A 19738-nucleotide genomic window follows, 5' to 3' on the forward strand; every position below is an offset into this window, starting at 1 on the left:
TAACAAAATAAAATTGGTGTGTCAATTAATTCACTTTGCGCCGACTAAATTATTATCTTTTGGTTTTAAAACATCAAATTTTAAGTGATTGTGACTGCACCCAACTTTAAGAATGTCACCATTCTTGAGGTCACCTTTAATCAGCAGTGAAGCAATCTTATCTTCAATATCCTTCTGAATTGCGCGGCGCAGTGGTCTTGCCCCCATTTCAGGATTATAACCATCTTTTGCAATCTTATCCAAAGCAGCTGTGGAAATTTTCAGTTGAACCCCTTGTTTATGCAAACGGTCAATCAATTTACGAGTTAAAAGCGTAACTATTTGACGTAATTGCTTTTGATTAAGCTCATCAAAAATAATAGTTTCATCAATCCTGTTTAAGAATTCAGGTCTAAAGAACTCTTTAAGTGCTTGCCGAACGCGATCTTGACGCAGCTTGGTTTGACTAGTGTTATCAGCATTAAATCCTAAAGCCTGCGTTTCAAATAATGAACGGGAACCCAAATTGGAAGTCATGATAATAATAGTATTTTTAAAGTCTACTTTACGGCCCTTGGAATCGGTTAAAAAGCCATCTTCCAAAACCTGTAGCAACAAGTTGAATACATCAGGGTGAGCTTTTTCAACTTCATCCAATAGTACTACTGAATATGGATGGCGGCGAACCTGTTCAGTCAACTGGCCGCCCTCATCATAGCCAACATAGCCCGGAGCAGAACCAATCAATTTACTATTAGCTATTTGATCCATATATTCAGACATGTCAATTCTAATCAAGTTGTTCTCAGAGCCAAAAATTGCTGCAGCGATTGCTTTTGCTAGCTCAGTTTTACCGACCCCTGTCGGACCTAAAAATAGGAATGAACCAATTGGTCGATTTTCATCTTTAATACCGCTGCGACTTCGCCTGACCGCCCTGCTGACAGCAGAAACTGCTTTGTCCTGACCAATGATGCGCTTATGTAAGTCTTTTTCCAAATTGGCTAAGTGTTTAGTTTCATCCCGATTCATTTGGGTAACGGGAACACCGGTCCAATTAGAAACTACTTTAGCAACATCTTCAGGCTGAACTATAGCACCCTTACTAGTTGATTCATCAAGCTTTGTTGTTAATTCATCTTGTCTTCTTTGCAAACTATTTTGTCTTTCCTGGAGTTGTGCAGCTTTAGCAAAATTCTGGTTAACTGCAGCATGATTCTTCTCGCCAATGACCTTCTCGATTTGATCATTAAGTTGCAATAACTGATTGTTAGAACCTTTACCTGACTTAATCTTAACCGCAGCACTTGCCTCATCAATTAAATCAATTGCCTTATCTGGTAAATAACGCTCAGAAATATAGCGGCTAGAAAGATCAATTGCATTTTCTAAAGCAGAATTAGATATTTTTACATGATGAAATTTTTCGTATTTTGGTTTTAAGCCATTTAAAATTGCTAAGGTTTCAGCACGAGAAGGTTCATTTAACCTCACGATTTGGAACCGACGAGCTAAAGCTTGGTCCTTTTCGACATACTTTTGATACTCATCAAAAGTTGTTGCCCCAATCATTTGGATATCGCCTCGAGCTAAAGATGGCTTTAAAATATTTGCAGCATCAATTGAGCCTTCGGCGCCTCCAGCTCCAATGAGAGTGTGCATTTCATCAACAAAGAGAATAATATTGCCATTCTCAGTAATTTCCTTGATGATTTTTTTCATCCGGTCTTCAAATTCACCACGATATTTTGTACCAGCAACAAGTCCACCTAAATCCAGTGAGACCACTTGCTTCTTTAATAAATCGTGCGGTACTTTTTTAGCAACAATGGCGCTCGCAATGGCTTCTGCCACTGCCGTCTTGCCTACACCTGGTTCACCAATCAACACAGGATTATTTTTATTACGCCGAGATAAAATTTCAATCACTCGTGCTACTTCACGATCACGCCCAATGACTGGATCTATTTCACCATTTTCAGCCCTCTCGTTGAGGTTGACTGAAACCTGATCAAGAGTTGGTGTGCTGGAATTTCTACTGGTGCTTTCTTCAGAGCCATTAAAGCTTGACCAACTGCTATCCTCTTGATCATTTTCATCCATATCTTGTTCATCTTCACCTAAACTGTGCAGGATGTCATTACGCAAACCATCAAGATCAATGTTTAAATTACGCAAAATCACAGAAGCCAATATCTGCTCATTGAGGACCATTCCTAATAAAATATGGCAGGTTTTAATTTTAGCAGAACCTTCTCGTTCAGCTAAAGTGCCAGCATATGCCAAAACCATGCTGAGGCGTGGTGACATCTGCATGTAACTGGTTTTGCCAGCTGAGCCATAACCTGTATAACGTTCAATTTCTTCACGAATCGCTTTCGGTGTTGCACCCCAAGCCCGCAAATTTTTGCCAGCTTCACCATCAGATTCAATTACCATCGCAAGTAGTACGTGTTCAGTACCAATTAAACGATGATGAAAATTCTGTGCTTGTTCACGTGCAATTTCTAATACTTGATTTGCACTGGTTGTATAAGATTTTTTCATCATTGCACCACCTTTAAAAAATGACGTGTATACACTATAAACCTTTTTGACAATTTGTAAAATATTCTGTTTGAGGCTAAATATAAGTGTCATGTCAAAAACTTTGCAATCATTATATCAAAGACAAGCACTTCGTGCGACCCAATCCTTCTTTATTATTTATTAGAAATAATTTTTCAACATAATACCTGTGTAAGAATAAAAGTGGTCTGTTATAACTATAGAAAACTAAAAATTCTCATACTAGCAAAAATAAATTACCAGCATGAGAATGTAACTGCATATTATCGGGAAAACAGGATTCGAACCTGCGACCTCTACGTCCCGAACGTAGCGCTCTACCAAGCTGAGCTATTTCCCGTTTATTAAAAAAACTCACCACTTTTGGTGAGTCTTTTTCCTAGAGCGGAAGACGGGATTCGAACCCGCGACCCCCACCATGGCAAGGTGATGTTCTACCACTGAACTACTTCCGCAAGACAAATATTATTATAGCAAACCAATCTCATTTTGCAACCTTTTTTAGTAAAATAAATCCGTAAAATAAGTATTTTAACGGGAAAGCTTGCCTTTTGAGAGTTTCTAAAACATAATTGCTAGTAAAAGGTAGTATTCTGTTATGCACAAATATGAAATCATATCACTGTCAGATAAAAAGGAGGCTACAGAATTGCAAAAAGAACTGGAAAAACTTGTTAATTTAGATTCTGGTAAAATCACTTTTGATGATAGTCAAATCGACTATATGTTGCAAAATATCGGAAACCTTGACCCACATCTTCGTGATGATGTTGTTTATACGCTTTTTGCTCGCGGCTTTTTTGAAAATTCATTTACTTCAAAGCAGAAAGCAAAAATTTTTACCAATTTTATCAATTCAAAAAATCTGTTTAAGGGCATCGATCAGCCACAAAACGATTTAATTTTTCTCAGAACATTCAGTGCATTACTGGGTTCCCTAATTTTAGATGACGATAAAAAGCATTCGATTTTAAATGCGACTGAGCGAAAAACTCTTTTTAACTGGAGTATTTCCTATTTAAAGGAAGAAAAAGATTTCCGCGGTTATGTTAAAGATAAAGGTTGGGCTCACAGTGTTGCTCATGGTAGCGACTTTTTAGGCTCTACTTTAAGTCATCCAGATTTTACAACAAATAATACTGCTGATATTTGGGCCATAATTGGAACGGTCTTTCAAAATATGCAAGGACCGTTTATTGATGATGAGGAGCAACGGTTAGCTTTTGCCTGTTTTGAAGGCGTTCATTTCGGTAAAATACCGACTGCTGAGTTTAATTCGTTTATTAACTGCTATAACGAAAAAATTTATCAGCAGCTCGCAGAAAATGATCGTATCAGCTGGTATCGATTAAGTTCCTGGCTCAAATTACTTCAAAACTGGTATTTTTATTTTTCAAACCAGTCTGTTAAAGATAATCTACTTAAAAAGATTTCCGAATATAACGAACAAATGGGATACCAACTGTAAACAAAATAAAAATGAGTCCCAAAAGTAATATTATTTTAGGGCTCATTTTTAAAATGCTTTCTTAATTATTATTTGCTCTTTTTCTTCATGTCTTCTTCGACTTCGCGTTCAATATCTTCAATTCGTTCAGGGCGCATTGTTGGGAATAGTAAAACATCCCTAATTGCAGGTGCATCTGTCAAAAGCATCACCAATCTATCAATTCCGATGCCCAAACCACCTGTTGGCGGCATACCGTATTCCATAGCACGCAGATAATCTTCATCGATCATATCTGCTTCATCGTTTCCAGCTTCACGTTCTGCCATTTGTGCTTCAAAACGCTCACGTTGGTCATCTGGATCGTTTAGTTCTGAAAAGGCGTTACCGTACTCTTCACCCATGATGTAAATTTCAAAACGATCGGTAAACCGAGGATCATCAGCATTTTTCTTAGCCAATGGTGAAATTTCAACTGGATGACCATAAACAAAAGTAGGGTCAACAATTGTTTCTTCGCAATATTTTTCAAAGAAGGCGTTAATGATATGACCAACCTTCCAGAAGCTTTCAACCTTGATGTCATGGTCTTCAGCAATTTTGGTTGCTTCTGCTACACTCATCTTTTGCCAGAAATCAACGCCAGTCTTTTCTTTAATCATATCTACCATATGAACGCGGCGGAAAGGCTTACCCAAATCAATATTTGTCCCCTGATAAGTAATTTTGCCATCATTTGATACGACTTTAGCAGCAGCACGAATGATGCCTTCTGCTTCATCCATGACATCATGGAAATCCCAGTAAGCACAGTAAGTCTCAAGTTCAGTAAACTCAGGGTTATGGTGTGTGTCAAGGCCTTCATTTCTAAATACCCGACCAATTTCGTATACTCTTTCCATATCACCGACAATCAAACGCTTTAAAGGTAATTCCAAAGCTATTCTCATGTACAAATCAATATCTAAAGCATTATGATGAGTGATAAATGGCCGTGCTTCTGCACCACCTGGAATGTTATGCAAAACAGGAGTTTCAACTTCCAAGAAGTCCTTGCTGTTCAAATAGTCACGAATAGCTTGAATAATTTTTGTTCTATTTACAAAACGTTCATAACTTTCGCGATTGGTAATTAAATCGAGATAACGTTGACGATATATTTGTTCAACGTCTTTTAAACCATGATATTTTTCTGGCAATGGACGTAAAGCCTTAGATAAAAAGGTAACATGAGTTGCGCGAATCGTTAACTCACCGGTATCAGTTTTCATAACCTCGCCGTCAATACCCAAGAAGTCGCCAATATCGGACTTTTTAAAAATCTTATAATTGTCTTCACCGACAATGTCCTTACGAACATAAATCTGTATTTTGCCTGTCCGATCATAGAGATCCGCAAAACCGACTTTACCTTTACCCCTTTTAGCCAGCATTCTGCCAGCAATTTTAGTCTTAGGCAATTCCTTGTTTAGCTCATCTTTATCATCTTGAGAATATTTTTCATTCAAAGACCGCGCTAAATCTTGCCGATCAAACTTTCTCATTCCAAAAGGTTCGATACCATTCTCTCTTAATTCATCTAACTTTTGGCGCCGAACGATTAATTGGTCATTCATTTCATTTTTAGCCAATTACATTTCCTCCATTATTAATTAACATCACTTCTGACAGTCTTTTGTTTTTGCCTTTTTTCATAATCATCAACGAAATTGTCAAGCAAATCATAAACTTCTTGTGCCGTCCAAACTTCATTTATTTTAGCACGAGTACGTGCAGAACGGGGAACTCCCTTTAAATAGTAGGCTGCTTGCTGGCGAAATTCAGGCACTGCAATTTTTTCCCCTTTTAATTCAACTAAACCTTTTAATTGGTGTTTAGCTGTAGCAACCTTTTCACGGACCGTCTGCGGTTTGAGTTTCTCACCGGTTTCTAAATAGTGCACCATATTTTTAACTATCCAGGGATTACCCAAGGCTGCGCGACCTATCATGACTGCAGTTGATCCAATCTCATCCAAAGCTTTTTTAGCTAATTCCGGCGTCGTTATATCACCGTTAGCCACAAAAGGAATATCAAGTACTTGTGCTACATCGTGCAATGTTTCCCAGTCAGCTTCACCCATATACATTTGCTTACGAGTTCTACCATGCATAGCAATCATGCTGGCACCAGCTTCCTGCGCTGCCAAGGCGTTTTCTACTGCAAAAATATGTTTGCGATCCCAGCCAATACGCATTTTGACGGAAACTGGCTTTTGCACATTTTGAACAACTTTGTGAACCATCTGGTAAATTTTATTAGAATCAAGCAGCCATTTGGAGCCCGCATCTGTTTTGGTTACTTTAGGAACCGGACAGCCCATATTAATATCTATAATGTCTGCAGCAGTATGTTGGTCAATATATTGTGCTGCTTCAAGTAAAGTATCTTCAGTACCACCAAAAATTTGAATACTCATGGGGTGCTCACGCGGATCAACCTTCATCATAGACATAGTTTTTTTGTTACGATATATAATGCCATGATCCGAGATCATTTCACAGACAACTAAGCCTGCGCCGAATTCCTTACAAATCATTCTAAAAGCCGAATTTGACACTCCAGCCATTGGAGCCACTACAACACGATTGGGAATAGTAATATCACGAATTTTCCAACTATTATCCACTAAATCACCCTTTCAAAACACCATAATATCTTAACAAAAAGGATTCTATAAGCAAAATTCATGGTACTTTTCGTAATAAAAAGTTAACCCTTGATATCTATATCAATCTTTAATTACTTTTCGATAAAAAATTTTCCAGGTGCAACTCTATTATAATAACGCAAAAACGGTTTTTGGGAAGCTTCATCAACGGAAATATTGATTACGCCAGCATTTTGAATTTCGCCAACCAAAGCAATTTTAGGTATCTGCAAAACATTCTGGACCAGAGAACGAGAAGCAGTGCCATGAAACACTAATAAAACCGACTCATTTTCATGATTTTTAATTAGGTCATGCCAGAAATCCATTAGTCTGTCTGCCAAATGCTGGTAGGTTTCACCGGTGCAATAATCACTGTAATTTTCTTTGAAATAACCCAGTTCATCAAATACTTGAGGATACTTTGCAATTATTTCGTGAACATCTTTACCATCCCAGTTGCCATAATTCATTTCGGTTAAACGGTCATCAATCAAAATCTCATGTTTACCCTGGTTTAAAATTTCTGCTGTTTCTCGCGCTCTTTTTAAAGGACTGGAATATACATAATCAATCTTGTTAATGTCAAAACTGTCGCGTAGATTTTCGGCTTGTTGTCTGCCTGTTTCATTTAATGGTAAGTTAGTTCCTGAGCCATTTATACCAAAAGTTTTATTAGTGTCCGTTTGGCCGTGACGAACTATATATACGTTTAGCATTTATTTTCTCCTTTACTTTTCATTCAACTCTTTCATTATAGCAAAGTTGATACTAACCGCACTTTTAATCTCCAGAAAAGAAGAAAAAGCGGGCATGATTTTTAGCTATAATTCTGCTCTAGTCGCACCACTTCGTCATAATATTGCAATTCTTCAAAACGATGAACAACACTAATAATGGTGGTCCCTGGTAAATATTTTTTAATCATATCGTAAACAATAGTAATTGTATTCTCGTCTAAGTTACTGGTAAATTCATCCAGTAATAAAATCTGAGGTTTTGCAACAATTGCTCTTAGAAACAAAATTTTTTGTTTCTCACCACCAGATATTTTATTTTTAAAGTCTCCTGGTGTTTTATTGGTTAAATCGGTAACGGAATGAATCAAGGTGGTTAAATTGATTTCTTCAATCAGTTTTAGCAAAATATCAGGTGAAACTTTATTATCAGGGTAACAAATGTTATCCAATATTGAACGGTTGAATAATTGTGCATTTTGCGGCAAGTACATAAGTTGTGGCTTACTGGCAAAAGGCAAAATAATTTGACCAGCTTGTGGCTGATAAAAACCAGTTAACAGTTTAAGTAACGTACTTTTACCAGTGCCGTTAGGTCCTACAAGTGCAGTTATTCTGCCTTTTTTAAACTCTAAGTTCAAATCTTTAAAAACATCTTGTTTCTTTTTGTAAGAATAACTGAGATGTTTGAAGATTATTGCTTTTTTGTTTGAATCAAATTGAACATGTGATGGATACTCAGTTGATTTTTTCCCGTACTCTAATTCCGAGAGGCCAGAACGAATTCTGTTTAAAAATTCTTCAATCGCTAAGTACTGGGTGCCAAAGCCAGACAAATTAACAATAGAATATAGCAGAATTAGGATCAAAGAAAGTGCTTGATTTTCTTTAGTGCCAATTAAACATTGCCCTAAAACCGTAATAATGCAAGCCAAAATCACAATTAAAAATTGCTGGAACAGAGAGGCCTCGTTAGTAATTCTTTGAACCTTGATAAAAGTCTTTTGTTCATCATTCAACATTTTATCCATATTCCGTTCTTCAAAGTCTTTGGAATTAGTTGATAAAATCGTTTCAATGTTACTGTAATAATCAATGATATATTCGTTGACTTTAGAAGCACTTTTAAGCGATGCAGCTACATTATCCCTATTTCGTCTGGCCATCCACACCGAAATCAACATATAACTAATAAAGAATAATAAATACAAAATACCGACAAAGATATTTTGTAGACTTAACATTATTGTATACATAATAAGCATGACAGACATTTGCACTATTACTTCCAGGCCGGATTGCTCCAACTCTCGACATGCAAATGAAACATCTTTAATGTAGCTTTGAACCTTTCCCACTGGTTTATCAGAAAAGTAGCTAAAAGGCTTATTAACTATTGACTCCCATAAAATTTGTTTAGAAAATTTTCTTACAGCCTGAATAAATGAATTATTACAACTGTTTATTAACGGCATCATCATCAATGAGACTGCAAGAGCAAGGACTAACAATATTTGCAAATTTGTACTTAAATGGGCTTGAAATAATGCAGTAATTAAATATGGTTGTGCAAAATACACGGCATAGGCGACAAAAAGAAATACACCAAAAAATACTATTTTTAATATTCCTATTCTGTCAGCTACCTGTCGTAAATATTGCCCAACCATTTTCTTTCCTTTTCAAAATTCTAACTCAAATAAATCAAAACATATTTATCACTAATACGACAATAACTTATTAATTAACTTTAGTCAAAATTGCTTTTAATTCATCTTCTGTATAGTGGTATTTATTGCCACAAAAACTACAAGTCAATTCCGCTCCGTGATCTTCATTTATCATGGCTTCGATTTGACTTTTCTTCATTGTTGCTAAAATCTTGCCATATTTTTCTTTAGAACAATCACACTTGAAGGCAACTTCATCTTTTTCTAAAATCTTACAGTCATCGCCTAGAATCATAGCTGCCAATTTTTCAGGAGTCAAACCAGCTAAAAAAGCACTAGAAAGTGTTGGCAAATTATTGATGCGTGCAATAGTCTTAGTTATTAAACTGTCTGAAGCACCCGGCAATGCCTGCAACATAAATCCACTTGCCTCACCTATAGTATTATTGGGATTAACAAAAACTGACAAGCCAACAGCCGAAGGAATCTGCTCAGATTTGGTTAAATAATATGCAATATCTTCTGCAATCTCACCAGAAACAATAGGTACTTGACCCGTATAGGGCTCTTTTAAGCCCAAATCTTTAGTAACTTCAAGCCATCCTGCACCGACGGCTTTTTTAACATCAATATGACCATTTTCTTTTGGTGGTAAAGCAATATGGGGATTTTTAACATAACCCTTAACAGTTAAGTCTGATTTGGCTGTGACTATCGTTGGACCTACTGGACCATTACCTAAAAGTCTGATCGTCAACTCCTCCTGGTCTGTGAGTTCAGCACCGGCGAGTAAAACACCTGCAAGCAAAGTACGGCCAAGAACAGCGGAAGAAGCTGACCAGGTATCATGCCGAGTTTGTGCTTCTTGAACCAAATCCTTGGCAGTAATCGTTAACAAACGTAAATTTTTAGTCTTATCAATTGCTTTAATTAAATAATCACTCATTTTATTCTCCTAAAAAAATAGAGCCTAAAGTAGGCCCTATTAATTATTATTCTTGAGGATGATCATCTTCACTATGTGAATTATCAGTATCCTTTGAATCTTGCTGATCCTCAGAATCCTTTTCTGACTCAGAAGAATTAAAATCAGATGTTTTTTCTTCTGAATCTAGCTCAGACTCTTTGGGGAATTCAGCTTTTTCTGGATTCTCAGGATTACTTTCTTCTGCTTCCTCATTCTTTTGGGCGGGTGACTCTAGAGAGACATCTCTTTCTTCCTGCGCCTTTTCAGAATTTACAATATTTTCCTTCTGCGATTGGTTTTCTTTCTTTTCCGCAGCAGCCTTAGCTTCTTCATAAGTTGATGCTTTGGATTCGCTTGGATATTCTTGCTCCGTCTTTTCAGGCATCTTGCCAGTTGTGTACAGAGACATAATCTGCTTTTCATCTAAAGTTTCATACTTAAGTAAAGCTTCAGCTATAATGCGGTGTTTTTCACGGTTATTTTTAACAATTTCAACTGCTTTAGCGTGGGCTTCATCAAGTAATTTCTTAACCGCCTCGTCAATTTTAGCTGAAGTTGCCTCACTATAAGGTTTAAAACCATAAGGATTAGTTTCGCCCTCTTTTTCAAGTTCAACCATTCCTAATGAGTCGGTCATTCCGTAATTAACCACCATGCTGTGGGCAATCTGTGTGGCTTGTTCGAAGTCGTTAGAAGCACCGGTTGACTGGTCTCCAACTACAACCTCTTCACCAGCACGACCACCCATCAGACCAACGATTTGTTCCATTAACTGTTTCTTAGTTAGCAGGAACTGATCATCTTTAGGCAACATCAAATTATAGCCACCTGTTCTGCCGTGAGGCACAATAGTGACTTTACGCACCGTTCTTGAATCACTAAGCACTAAACCACAAATGGAGTGACCAGCCTCGTGAAAGGCAACTCTGCGTCTTTCCTTTTGGGAAATCAAGCTGTTTCTCTTAGCAGGACCCGCAATGACACGGTCTTCAGCTTCATCCAAATCTGCAGCAGTAATATTATTACCGTTGCGTCTGGCTGCAAGCAGTGCAGCTTCATTAAGTAAGTTAGCTAGGTCTGCACCAACAAAACCTGGTGTTTGACGAGCAATTTCCTTTAAATCAACATCATCAGCCAAAGGCATATTCTTAGCGTGAACACGTAAAATTGCTTCACGGCCTCTAACATCAGGTGTACCAACTAAAACTTTTCTGTCGAAACGACCTGGGCGCAAAAGAGCTGGATCCAGTACGTCAGAACGGTTAGTAGCTGCAATAACAATAACGCCTTCGTTACCTTCAAAACCGTCCATTTCAACCAGTAATTGGTTCAAAGTCTGTTCACGTTCATCGTTGCCGCCGCCACTGGCGTTACCACCACGTCTGCGTCCAATAGCATCAATTTCATCTATGAAAATAATACTTGGTGCGTTTTTCTTGGCATTAGTAAACAAGTCACGTACACGACTGGCACCAACACCGACAAACATTTCAACAAAGTCCGAACCTGAAATTGAGAAGAAGGGAACATTTGCTTCTCCCGCTACGGCACGAGCCAACAATGTCTTACCAGTACCCGGAGGACCCTCAAGTAAAACACCTGAAGGTATCTTAGCGCCTAACTTGGTAAATTTAGCCGGATTCTTTAAGAATTCAACCACTTCTACCAGTTCCTGCTTTTCTTCCTCTTCGCCGGCAACATCAGAAAAGCGCACTTTATTCTTCTTGGGATCCTCAGGTTTAACATGAGAACGACCAAAATTCATAATTCCGCCGTTGCCGCCTCGGCCTCCGCCACTTTGACTGACCATCATCCAAAGCATAACTATGAAAAGAATGGTCGGCACAAGCATGACAATAGTCGAGATCCAGTTTCCAGATTGTGACTCACCCTGAGTCGTCATCTTAGTACCGCTCTTTTGAGCTAGTCTTTGCACGTTGGATACGCTGGAATCATTTTGTAGCATCGTAGTGGAAAACCGTGTTACTTTTGATCCTGAATTGCCATTAAAAAAATCAAAATTACTATCTGACTGGTTTTTACTTTCTTGTGTTTCTTTATAGCTACCTGAAACAGTATAAACACCATTTGCAGGTTGAACATTAAAGTTTTTAACTTTTCCCTTGCGCAAATCACTTACAAATTCAGAGTAACTAATATTCTCACTGCTACCAGAATTATTTGATCCGCCAATTGCCCAGTTGATTCCTCCTATTAAAAGCAGGAAAACAACTATATAGAATAAACCGTTTGAAAACAGCCGATTCCGGTTATTTTTCATATAAAACCTCCGCAAAGTTTCTAGAGATATACGAATAAAAGTTTATCACAAATTTCATCTGTACTCTAATAATTTAAAAATTTTTATCAATTATCTTCATATAAATAAAAGCATTTTTCACCAGAACTCACTTGTTGATTAGAATAAGTCTGTTCAATGAAAACAACTTTATCACCGTCATAAATAGTCAAACAATATGGCCGCAATATATTTGGAATACCACTTTGAGCAAACTTTTTCTTACTCTTTACGTGGCTGCCATCTTTTAATAAAAGCTTTGTTCCGGGTAAAATTGACCCTGTGGTTAATTGCTTTTTATTAGTTGCCCCAAAACTTCCAAGCAATTTATAGGGTTTGTCTGCTTTTAAAGAAAGCAAAAACTTACGCTTATTAAATGAAATTTTTTGATCGAGAATAATTTCTTTATTTGCTGGCCTAGCTGGCAACTGTTTAAAAAGATAAAAAAAGCCTTGATAAACAAGTAACGTATAATTCGCCAAATTTTGATTGACCCGCTCCTGCCAGGTCTGCCATATAAAATGTTGCCAAAAAGCCTGCTTCTGCTCACTATTTAACTCTTTGAGAGCACTAGTTTTTAGACGGTATGCTACATTTAAAAATTTTTCAGGCTGGTCAACTTGAGCAAATCTTTCATCAGCGATTGCTGTCAGCAAACTAACCTCTTTACTAAATCTAAGAGCATTTTGACCAATTTGCTTATTTTCTTTTTTTAATAAAGGAATTACATGATGACGCAACTTGTTGCGCAAAGTATCATCTTCATTATTAGTTTGATCGATTACGTATGGTATGTGGTTCTTTTTATCATATTCTAATAAATCAGCTTTTTGGACATTCAAAAGAGGCCTTAGCAAAGTCATTCCCTGCATTTTGCTAATTGCCTTCAAGCTGTTCATTTCACTAGGATTACCAGAGCGAATAAATTTAAGTAGAATATTTTCAAGCAAGTCATCCATATGATGTGCCGTTAGTAAATAATCTCCCTGATAATTGCGCATTATTTTAACTAAAAAATCATAACGATATTTTCTGGCAGCAGCTTCAACGCCAACTATAGGTTGTAAACATTTAGGCCATTTTTCATTAATTAACTCGATACTTTTATTTTGACAATATGCAGAAATTACTTTTTCTTCTTTAAAAGAGTCAAGCCGAAGTTGATGATCCAAATGAGCTGCCAGCAGTCTAAAACGGTATTGCTCCTTTATTTGGTATAACAAATCTAATAAAGCTAATGAATCTGGTCCACCACTAACTGCAACTACAAGGGTTTTAGCAGCCAGCGGCAAATGATTTACCTTAAAAAAGTCATCAATCCGCATAACTGACCAAATCTTGTTCTAATTTTTTTATTTCTTTTTGGGCGTCAATCACAGTTTGCGTTAAAGTCTTGGTAAAATCTGCCATTTTGGTATCAGAAAAAGGGTTAGTATGATCAATTAAATCCGGATCATTAACCCTCATTCTCGAAAGGGCGATTTTGCCTTTATAATTATGAAGAACAACTACGCGAATCTGTTCTCCAACACGATAATTATTCCTTTCTCGCAACCAATTATTGTTAAAATCACTATGATTAATTAGTCCTGTTTGATGGTGCGAAAGAGTGACAAAGATGCCTAAGTCACTAATATTATTGATAATACCTGTAACCCTCTGTCCAACTTGATATTTCATTAATTATTGTTTTTTCCTTCAGGTAAATTGTAAATTGTTTCGTTTGGCTTAGAGTACAAAAATTTAGAACGAACCAGTTTAGCCACGTAATCACTATCCTTCAAGTCATTGCGCTTAGCTAATAAAACTTGTTTTTGATTATTTATTTTCTTCAATTCCTTCTTAGAAGTCCGCACTTGACTGTTAATATGTTCTGTCTGAGAGTGCGTAACGCCAATCTGTACTCCTAAAAACGCAAAAATAGCAACGAAAAACGCAACAATGCGATTACGTCTTACACGGTGGACTTCTTTTGCTCTTTTTTCTTGTTTACGCTTCAGACGAGCCAGTTGCTCCTCCGGACTAACTGAATTGTATATACGTGGACCGTTCATAATTTTGACCTCTACTACCAAAAACAAATACTATTTTAATTATAACAAGACCACCTATAAATGTCATTAAAGACCAAACTAATTTATTAATTCATATAATTCACTGGCTTCTGCTTTTTTAGTAGTTTCTTTAATTGCACAAACCTTAGCTTTTACCTGTTTAGAACCATAACCTACTTCGATAATATCGCCAATCTTAACGTCATAACTGGATTTAACCACGTGATCATTTACCTTAATTCGACCCTGATCAGCCATTTCTTTAGCTATCGGACGCCTTTTAACTAGTCTGGAAACTTTTAAAAATTTATCAATTCTCATTTTTTCTCCTATCTTTGAATAATATCACTGGCAGCTGTCATAAAAGTAATTAAATTAGTAAACAATTGTCTCTGATGCAAATTATCAGGAAGTTCCAACAACACAATCAGCCTGTTAGCCGGAGAAAGATTGATTTTTGCTTTAAATGAAACATGTTCAAGAGCCTTAAAAATATTAGGTCCCTGTAATTCTTTTGAAGCTTCTAATCCAAATTCAACTTTTACCTGCTGGTTATTAATTTTGGTAATATTTCTGACCTGTGCTAAATCTGCTTCAGCCTTTAACTGTGAAATTGCCAGTAAATTTTCGACCGGTTCAGGATAATTACCAAAGCGATCAATTAACTCATCTTTAATTTGCTCGATATCAGCAGGACTGGCAGATTTAATTTTCTTATAAAATTCGATTTTTTCTTCTTGATCACTAATATATTTTTCTGGAATATATGCTTCAAGTCCCATATCAATTTCAGCGTTGCTCTTTCTGACTTTCTTTTTGTTTTTCCGATTTTTAATTGCATCAGAAAGCATTTGTGAATACAGATCATATCCGACACTGTCAATAAAGCCATGCTGCTCTGCTCCAAGCATATTGCCAGCTCCACGAATTGACAAATCACGCATAGCAATTTTGAATCCTGATCCAAGTTCGGTAAAATCACGTATGGCATCCAACCTTTTTTCTCCAATTTCTGTCAGAACCTTATTGGGCTGATATAAAAAATAAGCGTATGCCAAGCGGGCGCTACGACCAATTCTGCCACGCAACTGGTAAAGCTGACTTAAGCCATAATGATCTGCATTTTCAATTAACATGGTATTGACATTCGGCATGTCTATTCCGGTTTCAATGATGGTAGTTGTAACCAAGATATCAAATTCTCTATTTAAAAAACGATACAGAATATCTTCCATTTGGTTTTTACTCATACGGCCATGAACACTGACAATCCTGGCTGTAGGCATGAGAGCTTCGAGTTCCAGCACAACATCATCAATGTCACCAATACGGTTGTGTAAATAGAAAACTTGTCCTCCACGCTGAATTTCCCGCAGACAGGCTTGCTTAACAACGCTTGGTATTTGTTCCATTACATAGGTTTGAATCGGATAACGATTGGACGGCGGAGTTTCCATAACTGATAAATCCCTCACACCAATCATTGACATGTGCAGCGTACGAGGAATCGGTGTTGCAGTCAGCGTTAAAACATCGATGTTGGTTTTCAGTTCTTTAAGCCTCTCTTTGTGCTTTACGCCAAATCTTTGCTCTTCATCAACAATGAGTAAGCCTAAGTCTTTGAACTTAACATCTTTTGACAATAATCTATGCGTTCCAACCACTAGATCAATCTTGCCATTCTTTAAACCTTCAGTAATTTTTTTGGCTTCAGCTGGAGTTTGAAAACGGGATAAAACAGCATAATTGACGGGGAAATTTTTAAACCGGTCTTGGATAGTTTCATAATGTTGCTGTGCCAAAATTGTTGTAGGTACCAAAAAGGCAACTTGCTTGTTATCTTCAATCGCTTTAAACGCTGCTCTTAAGGCTACTTCAGTTTTACCAAAGCCAACATCACCCACAAGTAGCCTGTCCATCGGCCTTTCTTGTTCCATGTCATGTTTGATTTCCTTAATTGAACGCAGTTGGTCCGGAGTTTCGACATAAGGAAAAGCATCTTCAAACTGCCGTTGCAAATCATCGTCTTTTGAAAAAGCAAAGCCCTTTTCCGCTTCTCTTTTGGCATACAAATCTATTAATTCATCGGCAATATCTTCGACCTTAGATTGAACTCTACTCTTGGTCTTTGCCCATTCACTACCACCTAGCTTGTTAACATGTGGTCTTTTGCCTTCAGAAGCAACATATTTTTGCACTAATTTCAGCTGGTCAGCGGGAACAAATAATTGATCACCATGTTGGTAGGTAATAGTAATATAGTCTCTTTTGACACCATTATTTTCTAAAGTTTTTATACCTTCAAAGCGGCCAATTCCATGATTAACGTGAACAACATAGTCGCCTGGTTTCAATTCAGTATAACTGCGCAGTCTTTGGGCATTTTCCATGGTTTTAATACGGCGACTGTGGTGCGTTACTTTGTTAAAAAGTTCTCGTTCAGTTAAATAAACCAGATTATTATTGGGTAAATTAAAGCCGCTGGCAAACTCGCCAACCACAATTTGCGTTTGCTTCTCGACTAGGTCATCTGGCTTAACAATTGCCACATCCATGCCAAACTCAGCCATCGTCTGACTAATTTGTTTTGCCCTCTTATTATTATCTGCCTGCAAAATTACCGTTTGTTGTTTTTTCTGATATGATTCTATTTCAGACTTGATAAGAGGCATCTGACTGAAAAACTGTTCAGGTTCTCTTGTCTGCCAGTCAAATAATTGCCCTAGTTTAACGCGACCAATACTGCGTTGAAATAATGAAAAATAAAGGTGACTATGTTTATCTTGTGACCAATTTTTATGAAAATCACTGTGCAGCTCTTGTCCTGGTATCATAGCTCCAGTTTTTAGTTCATCAGCAATAAAACCGGCATTCTGTTCATCTACTGTTTTAACAGCCTGCTCAATTAACGGCCAGTCATCAAGCATAACCAAGCCAGAACTTGCTAAATAATCAAGTAGATTATCAGGATTATCAATCAGAAAGTCTGTTAAAAAAGTGTAGTTTTGAGGTAATGAACCGCTATTTAATTCGTCTAAGGACTCCGCAAAATGTTCCTTAACTTCCTTTTCACCAGCAGGAGAATCTGCCATAGCTTTTGCTATCTTCTGTGCAGCACGTTTAAAATTATCAGCGGCAAAAACGCGATCTTGAGCAGCAGTAACGACTATTTTATCAATCTGCTTTTGGCTTCGTTGACTGGCTAAATCAAATTCTTTAATAGTGTCAATTTCGTCACCAAAAAATTCAATTCTGACAGGATTTTCGCGGTCAAGTGGGTAAACATCTAGAATATCTCCTCGTAATGCAAATTCGCCAGGTTTAGCTACCAGATTTTCGCGGCGAAAGCCTACCTGCACAAACCAATTAGTCAGTTCAGCTAAATCAAATTCTTTTTCGGGCTCAAACTCCCGTCTTGCTGCTTGGTATTCTTGCGGTTTAGACAATTTATACTGTAAGCCCTGCGGAGTAGTAATTACGATGCCCTGGTTCTGACTCAGCAAAAAGTTAAGCGCCTGAATACGACTACTTAATTCATCAGGCGAAGTAACTGCCGTTTGAGTCGCTATCGATGCATCTACTGGAAAAATTTGCACACTGTCTTCAGGCATAATTGCATTGAGTTCACTATAAAGTTTTTGAGCCTTATTTTCATTTTCTTCCAATACCACCAACGGCTTTTGCAAAGTTTCAACTATTTGGCACAAAAGCAAATCAAAAGCACCGGCATTGGCTCCGGTGATCAAAGAATTTTTGGTGTTGCTAGTATTAGCAATAAAATTTATCAGATCATGATCTTTTTCTATAATGTTTGTTAAACGCATTTTAATTATATTTATTCATTAAATATTGTGTGCTTTTGCCAGCAATAAAGTCAGTTATGACTTCACTGGCTGTATCAAAAGCTTCATCCATCAACTGTTTTTGTTCAGTATTAAACGGTGATAAAACCCAGGAGACCACACTAGCTTCTGTTACATTTGCTGGATGGCGAATGCCAATTTTCAGTCTGTTAAAATTATTGGTGCCTAGATCACGAATAATACTCTTAATACCATTATGACCTCCGGATTTGCCATTTGCACGAATACGGATTTTACCTAGTGGCATGTCCATATCATCATGAACGATCAAAATGTCCTGGGGCTCTACTTTAAAGAAATGGGCAAATTGGGCTACAGATCTGCCCGAATCATTCATAAAAGTTTGTGGTTCAAGTAAAATCACCTCAATTCCCGCTATTTTTTGTTTAGTATACTTACCTTCAAACTTTGCTCTCTCCAAATTTAAAGAGTTTTTTTGTAAAAAGTGATCTAAAGCCATAAAGCCTGTATTATGTTTTGTTCCATCATATTTTTTGCCTGGATTACCTAGACCTGCTATAATTTTCATTTAACTTCCCCTTATTTATAGTCTTATTAATGATAGCACAATCAATCGGTCTGATTTCCATAAAGACTATTACACTTTGATTTCATTGATTAATTAGGCTTTTTAATTTGTACGGCAAGTGCTAAAATCAATTTGAATAATGTTTTTCTTTTAATTTTCATTTAATCTAATTTTTTCATTTATATGATATAATCGTTTAGATTATTTTTACAACGGAGGCAGTTTAATGCTAATCAAATCTTTGGTTATTAAAAAAGATTATTTAACCACAGTCAACGAACACGCTACGCTTGAAGAAGCTTTAAAAACTTTGGAAGATTCTGGATTCCGATGTGTGCCAATCTTGGATGACACTGGCACAATTTTCCGTGGTAATATTTATAAAATGCATATCTACCGCCATAAATCTCAAGGTAAGGATATGAATTTGCCAGTTACCTACTTATTAAAAAATGCCACTAAAACTATCAAGGTTAATTCGCCTTTCTTTAAAGTTTTCTTCACAATTAAGGACTTGCCTTACATTTCAGTGTTAGACGAAGAGAACAAATTCTATGGTATTTTGACGCACTCAAGATTGCTCGATATGTTATCAGATGCCTGGAATATTAAAAATGGGTCGTATGTCCTCACTGTTTTAACAGATAATTCAAGGGGTAATTTAGCAAAAATGAGCAAAATTATCAGTAAGTACTGTGCAATAGCGGGTGTAATGAGCCTGGACGCACGTACTGCTGGTAAAACAGATAATGCTGTAAGACGTATTTTATTTACATTACCTGCTGGGCTCACCGAAGACGTTTTAAAAGAAATCGTTAAACGTCTTGAAAAGAAAGGTTATGTTGTCGCTGAAATTGAAGACTTACAGGCCGGTATGACCCTTATGAGTGATGAAAATCCTGGTGTTTACATTAACCAAGACGAAAGCAATTAATT

Annotated in this window: 15 protein-coding genes and 2 tRNA genes; 2 read left to right on the forward strand and 15 right to left on the reverse strand. The window is 37.0% G+C overall.

The window, feature by feature from the left end:
* Positions 1-30: 30 nt before the first annotated feature.
* From F5ESL0259_RS06605 to F5ESL0259_RS06615, 3 genes are all read right to left on the reverse strand, one after another.
* Positions 31-2526, reverse strand: coding sequence for an ATP-dependent Clp protease ATP-binding subunit (locus tag F5ESL0259_RS06605; protein WP_122037888.1), 2496 nt, complete (start codon positions 2524-2526; stop codon positions 31-33).
* A gap of 287 nt (positions 2527-2813) precedes the next feature.
* Positions 2814-2887 (reverse strand) — tRNA-Pro (locus F5ESL0259_RS06610).
* A 43-nt stretch (positions 2888-2930) separates the two neighbouring features.
* Positions 2931-3002 (reverse strand) — tRNA-Gly (locus tag F5ESL0259_RS06615).
* A gap of 143 nt (positions 3003-3145) precedes the next feature.
* Here F5ESL0259_RS06615 and F5ESL0259_RS06620 point away from each other — a divergent pair.
* Positions 3146-4015: a DUF2785 domain-containing protein gene (locus tag F5ESL0259_RS06620; RefSeq protein ID WP_122037889.1), complete on the forward strand. Its 870-nt coding sequence runs from the start codon at positions 3146-3148 to the stop codon at positions 4013-4015.
* Between the two features lie 68 nt (positions 4016-4083).
* Here the strand turns inward: F5ESL0259_RS06620 and lysS are convergent, their stop codons facing one another.
* The 12 genes from lysS to pth all read right to left on the reverse strand — a co-directional run bounded on the left by lysS (position 4084) and on the right by pth (position 18802).
* Positions 4084-5625: a lysine--tRNA ligase gene (gene lysS / locus F5ESL0259_RS06625; RefSeq protein ID WP_122037890.1), complete on the reverse strand. Its 1542-nt coding sequence runs from the start codon at positions 5623-5625 to the stop codon at positions 4084-4086.
* 17 nt (positions 5626-5642) lie between these two features.
* On the reverse strand, positions 5643-6662 hold the full coding sequence (gene dusB, locus F5ESL0259_RS06630) for a tRNA dihydrouridine synthase DusB (protein ID WP_122037891.1): 1020 nt from the start codon (positions 6660-6662) through the stop codon (positions 5643-5645).
* 113 nt (positions 6663-6775) lie between these two features.
* The gene (locus tag F5ESL0259_RS06635) at positions 6776-7402 is read right to left on the reverse strand and encodes a histidine phosphatase family protein (protein ID WP_122037892.1); all 627 of its coding nucleotides are present in this window, start codon (positions 7400-7402) and stop codon (positions 6776-6778) included.
* A gap of 101 nt (positions 7403-7503) precedes the next feature.
* On the reverse strand, positions 7504-9090 hold the full coding sequence (locus tag F5ESL0259_RS06640; RefSeq protein WP_122037893.1) for an ABC transporter ATP-binding protein: 1587 nt from the start codon (positions 9088-9090) through the stop codon (positions 7504-7506).
* 70 nt (positions 9091-9160) lie between these two features.
* A complete protein-coding gene (hslO, locus tag F5ESL0259_RS06645; RefSeq protein ID WP_110446440.1) occupies positions 9161-10036 on the reverse strand; it encodes an Hsp33 family molecular chaperone HslO in 876 nt (291 codons plus the stop codon).
* A 46-nt stretch (positions 10037-10082) separates the two neighbouring features.
* Positions 10083-12338, reverse strand: a complete 2256-nt coding sequence (ftsH, locus tag F5ESL0259_RS06650; protein WP_110446441.1) for an ATP-dependent zinc metalloprotease FtsH — start codon at positions 12336-12338, stop codon at positions 10083-10085.
* 86 nt (positions 12339-12424) lie between these two features.
* Entirely contained in the window at positions 12425-13681 is a 1257-nt protein-coding gene (tilS, locus tag F5ESL0259_RS06655; RefSeq protein WP_122037894.1) for a tRNA lysidine(34) synthetase TilS, read from the reverse strand.
* Complete coding sequence (locus tag F5ESL0259_RS06660) at positions 13671-14036, reverse strand: S1 RNA-binding domain-containing protein (protein WP_122037895.1); 366 nt, start codon at positions 14034-14036, stop codon at positions 13671-13673. The genes tilS and F5ESL0259_RS06660 overlap by 11 nt, the downstream gene beginning before the upstream one ends.
* Entirely contained in the window at positions 14036-14413 is a 378-nt protein-coding gene (locus F5ESL0259_RS06665; protein ID WP_181413672.1) for a septum formation initiator family protein, read from the reverse strand. Before F5ESL0259_RS06665 ends, F5ESL0259_RS06660 begins: the two co-directional genes overlap by 1 nt.
* Before the next feature lie 75 nt (positions 14414-14488).
* Positions 14489-14731 (reverse strand): RNA-binding S4 domain-containing protein, encoded by a 243-nt coding sequence (locus tag F5ESL0259_RS06670; protein ID WP_046325375.1) that lies wholly within the window; start codon positions 14729-14731, stop codon positions 14489-14491.
* A gap of 8 nt (positions 14732-14739) precedes the next feature.
* Positions 14740-18234 (reverse strand): transcription-repair coupling factor, encoded by a 3495-nt coding sequence (mfd, locus tag F5ESL0259_RS06675; protein WP_122037896.1) that lies wholly within the window; start codon positions 18232-18234, stop codon positions 14740-14742.
* Position 18235: 1 nt separating this feature from the next.
* Complete coding sequence (pth, locus tag F5ESL0259_RS06680) at positions 18236-18802, reverse strand: aminoacyl-tRNA hydrolase (protein ID WP_122037897.1); 567 nt, start codon at positions 18800-18802, stop codon at positions 18236-18238.
* 226 nt (positions 18803-19028) lie between these two features.
* Here pth and cbpA point away from each other — a divergent pair, with 226 nt between their 5' ends.
* Positions 19029-19736, forward strand: coding sequence for a cyclic di-AMP binding protein CbpA (cbpA, locus tag F5ESL0259_RS06685; RefSeq protein ID WP_122037898.1), 708 nt, complete (start codon positions 19029-19031; stop codon positions 19734-19736).
* The last annotated feature ends 2 nt before the right edge of the window (positions 19737-19738 follow it).

Source organism: Lactobacillus sp. ESL0259 (assembly GCF_003693045.1).
Lineage (GTDB): Bacteria > Bacillota > Bacilli > Lactobacillales > Lactobacillaceae > Lactobacillus > Lactobacillus melliventris.

Excerpts from the sequence above, each read along its gene's own strand:
- pth (WP_122037897.1), bottom strand. The coding sequence starts at position 18,802 with ATGAAAATTATAGCAGGTCTAGGTAATCCAGGCAAAAAATATGATGGA.
- F5ESL0259_RS06620 (WP_122037889.1), top strand. The coding sequence starts at position 3,146 with ATGCACAAATATGAAATCATATCACTGTCAGATAAAAAGGAGGCTACA.
- hslO (WP_110446440.1), bottom strand. The coding sequence starts at position 10,036 with ATGAGTGATTATTTAATTAAAGCAATTGATAAGACTAAAAATTTACGT.
- cbpA (WP_122037898.1), top strand. The coding sequence starts at position 19,029 with ATGCTAATCAAATCTTTGGTTATTAAAAAAGATTATTTAACCACAGTC.
- F5ESL0259_RS06670 (WP_046325375.1), bottom strand. The coding sequence starts at position 14,731 with ATGAGAATTGATAAATTTTTAAAAGTTTCCAGACTAGTTAAAAGGCGT.
- F5ESL0259_RS06660 (WP_122037895.1), bottom strand. The coding sequence starts at position 14,036 with ATGAAATATCAAGTTGGACAGAGGGTTACAGGTATTATCAATAATATT.
- F5ESL0259_RS06640 (WP_122037893.1), bottom strand. The coding sequence starts at position 9,090 with ATGGTTGGGCAATATTTACGACAGGTAGCTGACAGAATAGGAATATTA.
- F5ESL0259_RS06605 (WP_122037888.1), bottom strand. The coding sequence starts at position 2,526 with ATGAAAAAATCTTATACAACCAGTGCAAATCAAGTATTAGAAATTGCA.
- mfd (WP_122037896.1), bottom strand. The coding sequence starts at position 18,234 with ATGCGTTTAACAAACATTATAGAAAAAGATCATGATCTGATAAATTTT.
- ftsH (WP_110446441.1), bottom strand. The coding sequence starts at position 12,338 with ATGAAAAATAACCGGAATCGGCTGTTTTCAAACGGTTTATTCTATATA.
- tilS (WP_122037894.1), bottom strand. The coding sequence starts at position 13,681 with ATGCGGATTGATGACTTTTTTAAGGTAAATCATTTGCCGCTGGCTGCT.
- F5ESL0259_RS06635 (WP_122037892.1), bottom strand. The coding sequence starts at position 7,402 with ATGCTAAACGTATATATAGTTCGTCACGGCCAAACGGACACTAATAAA.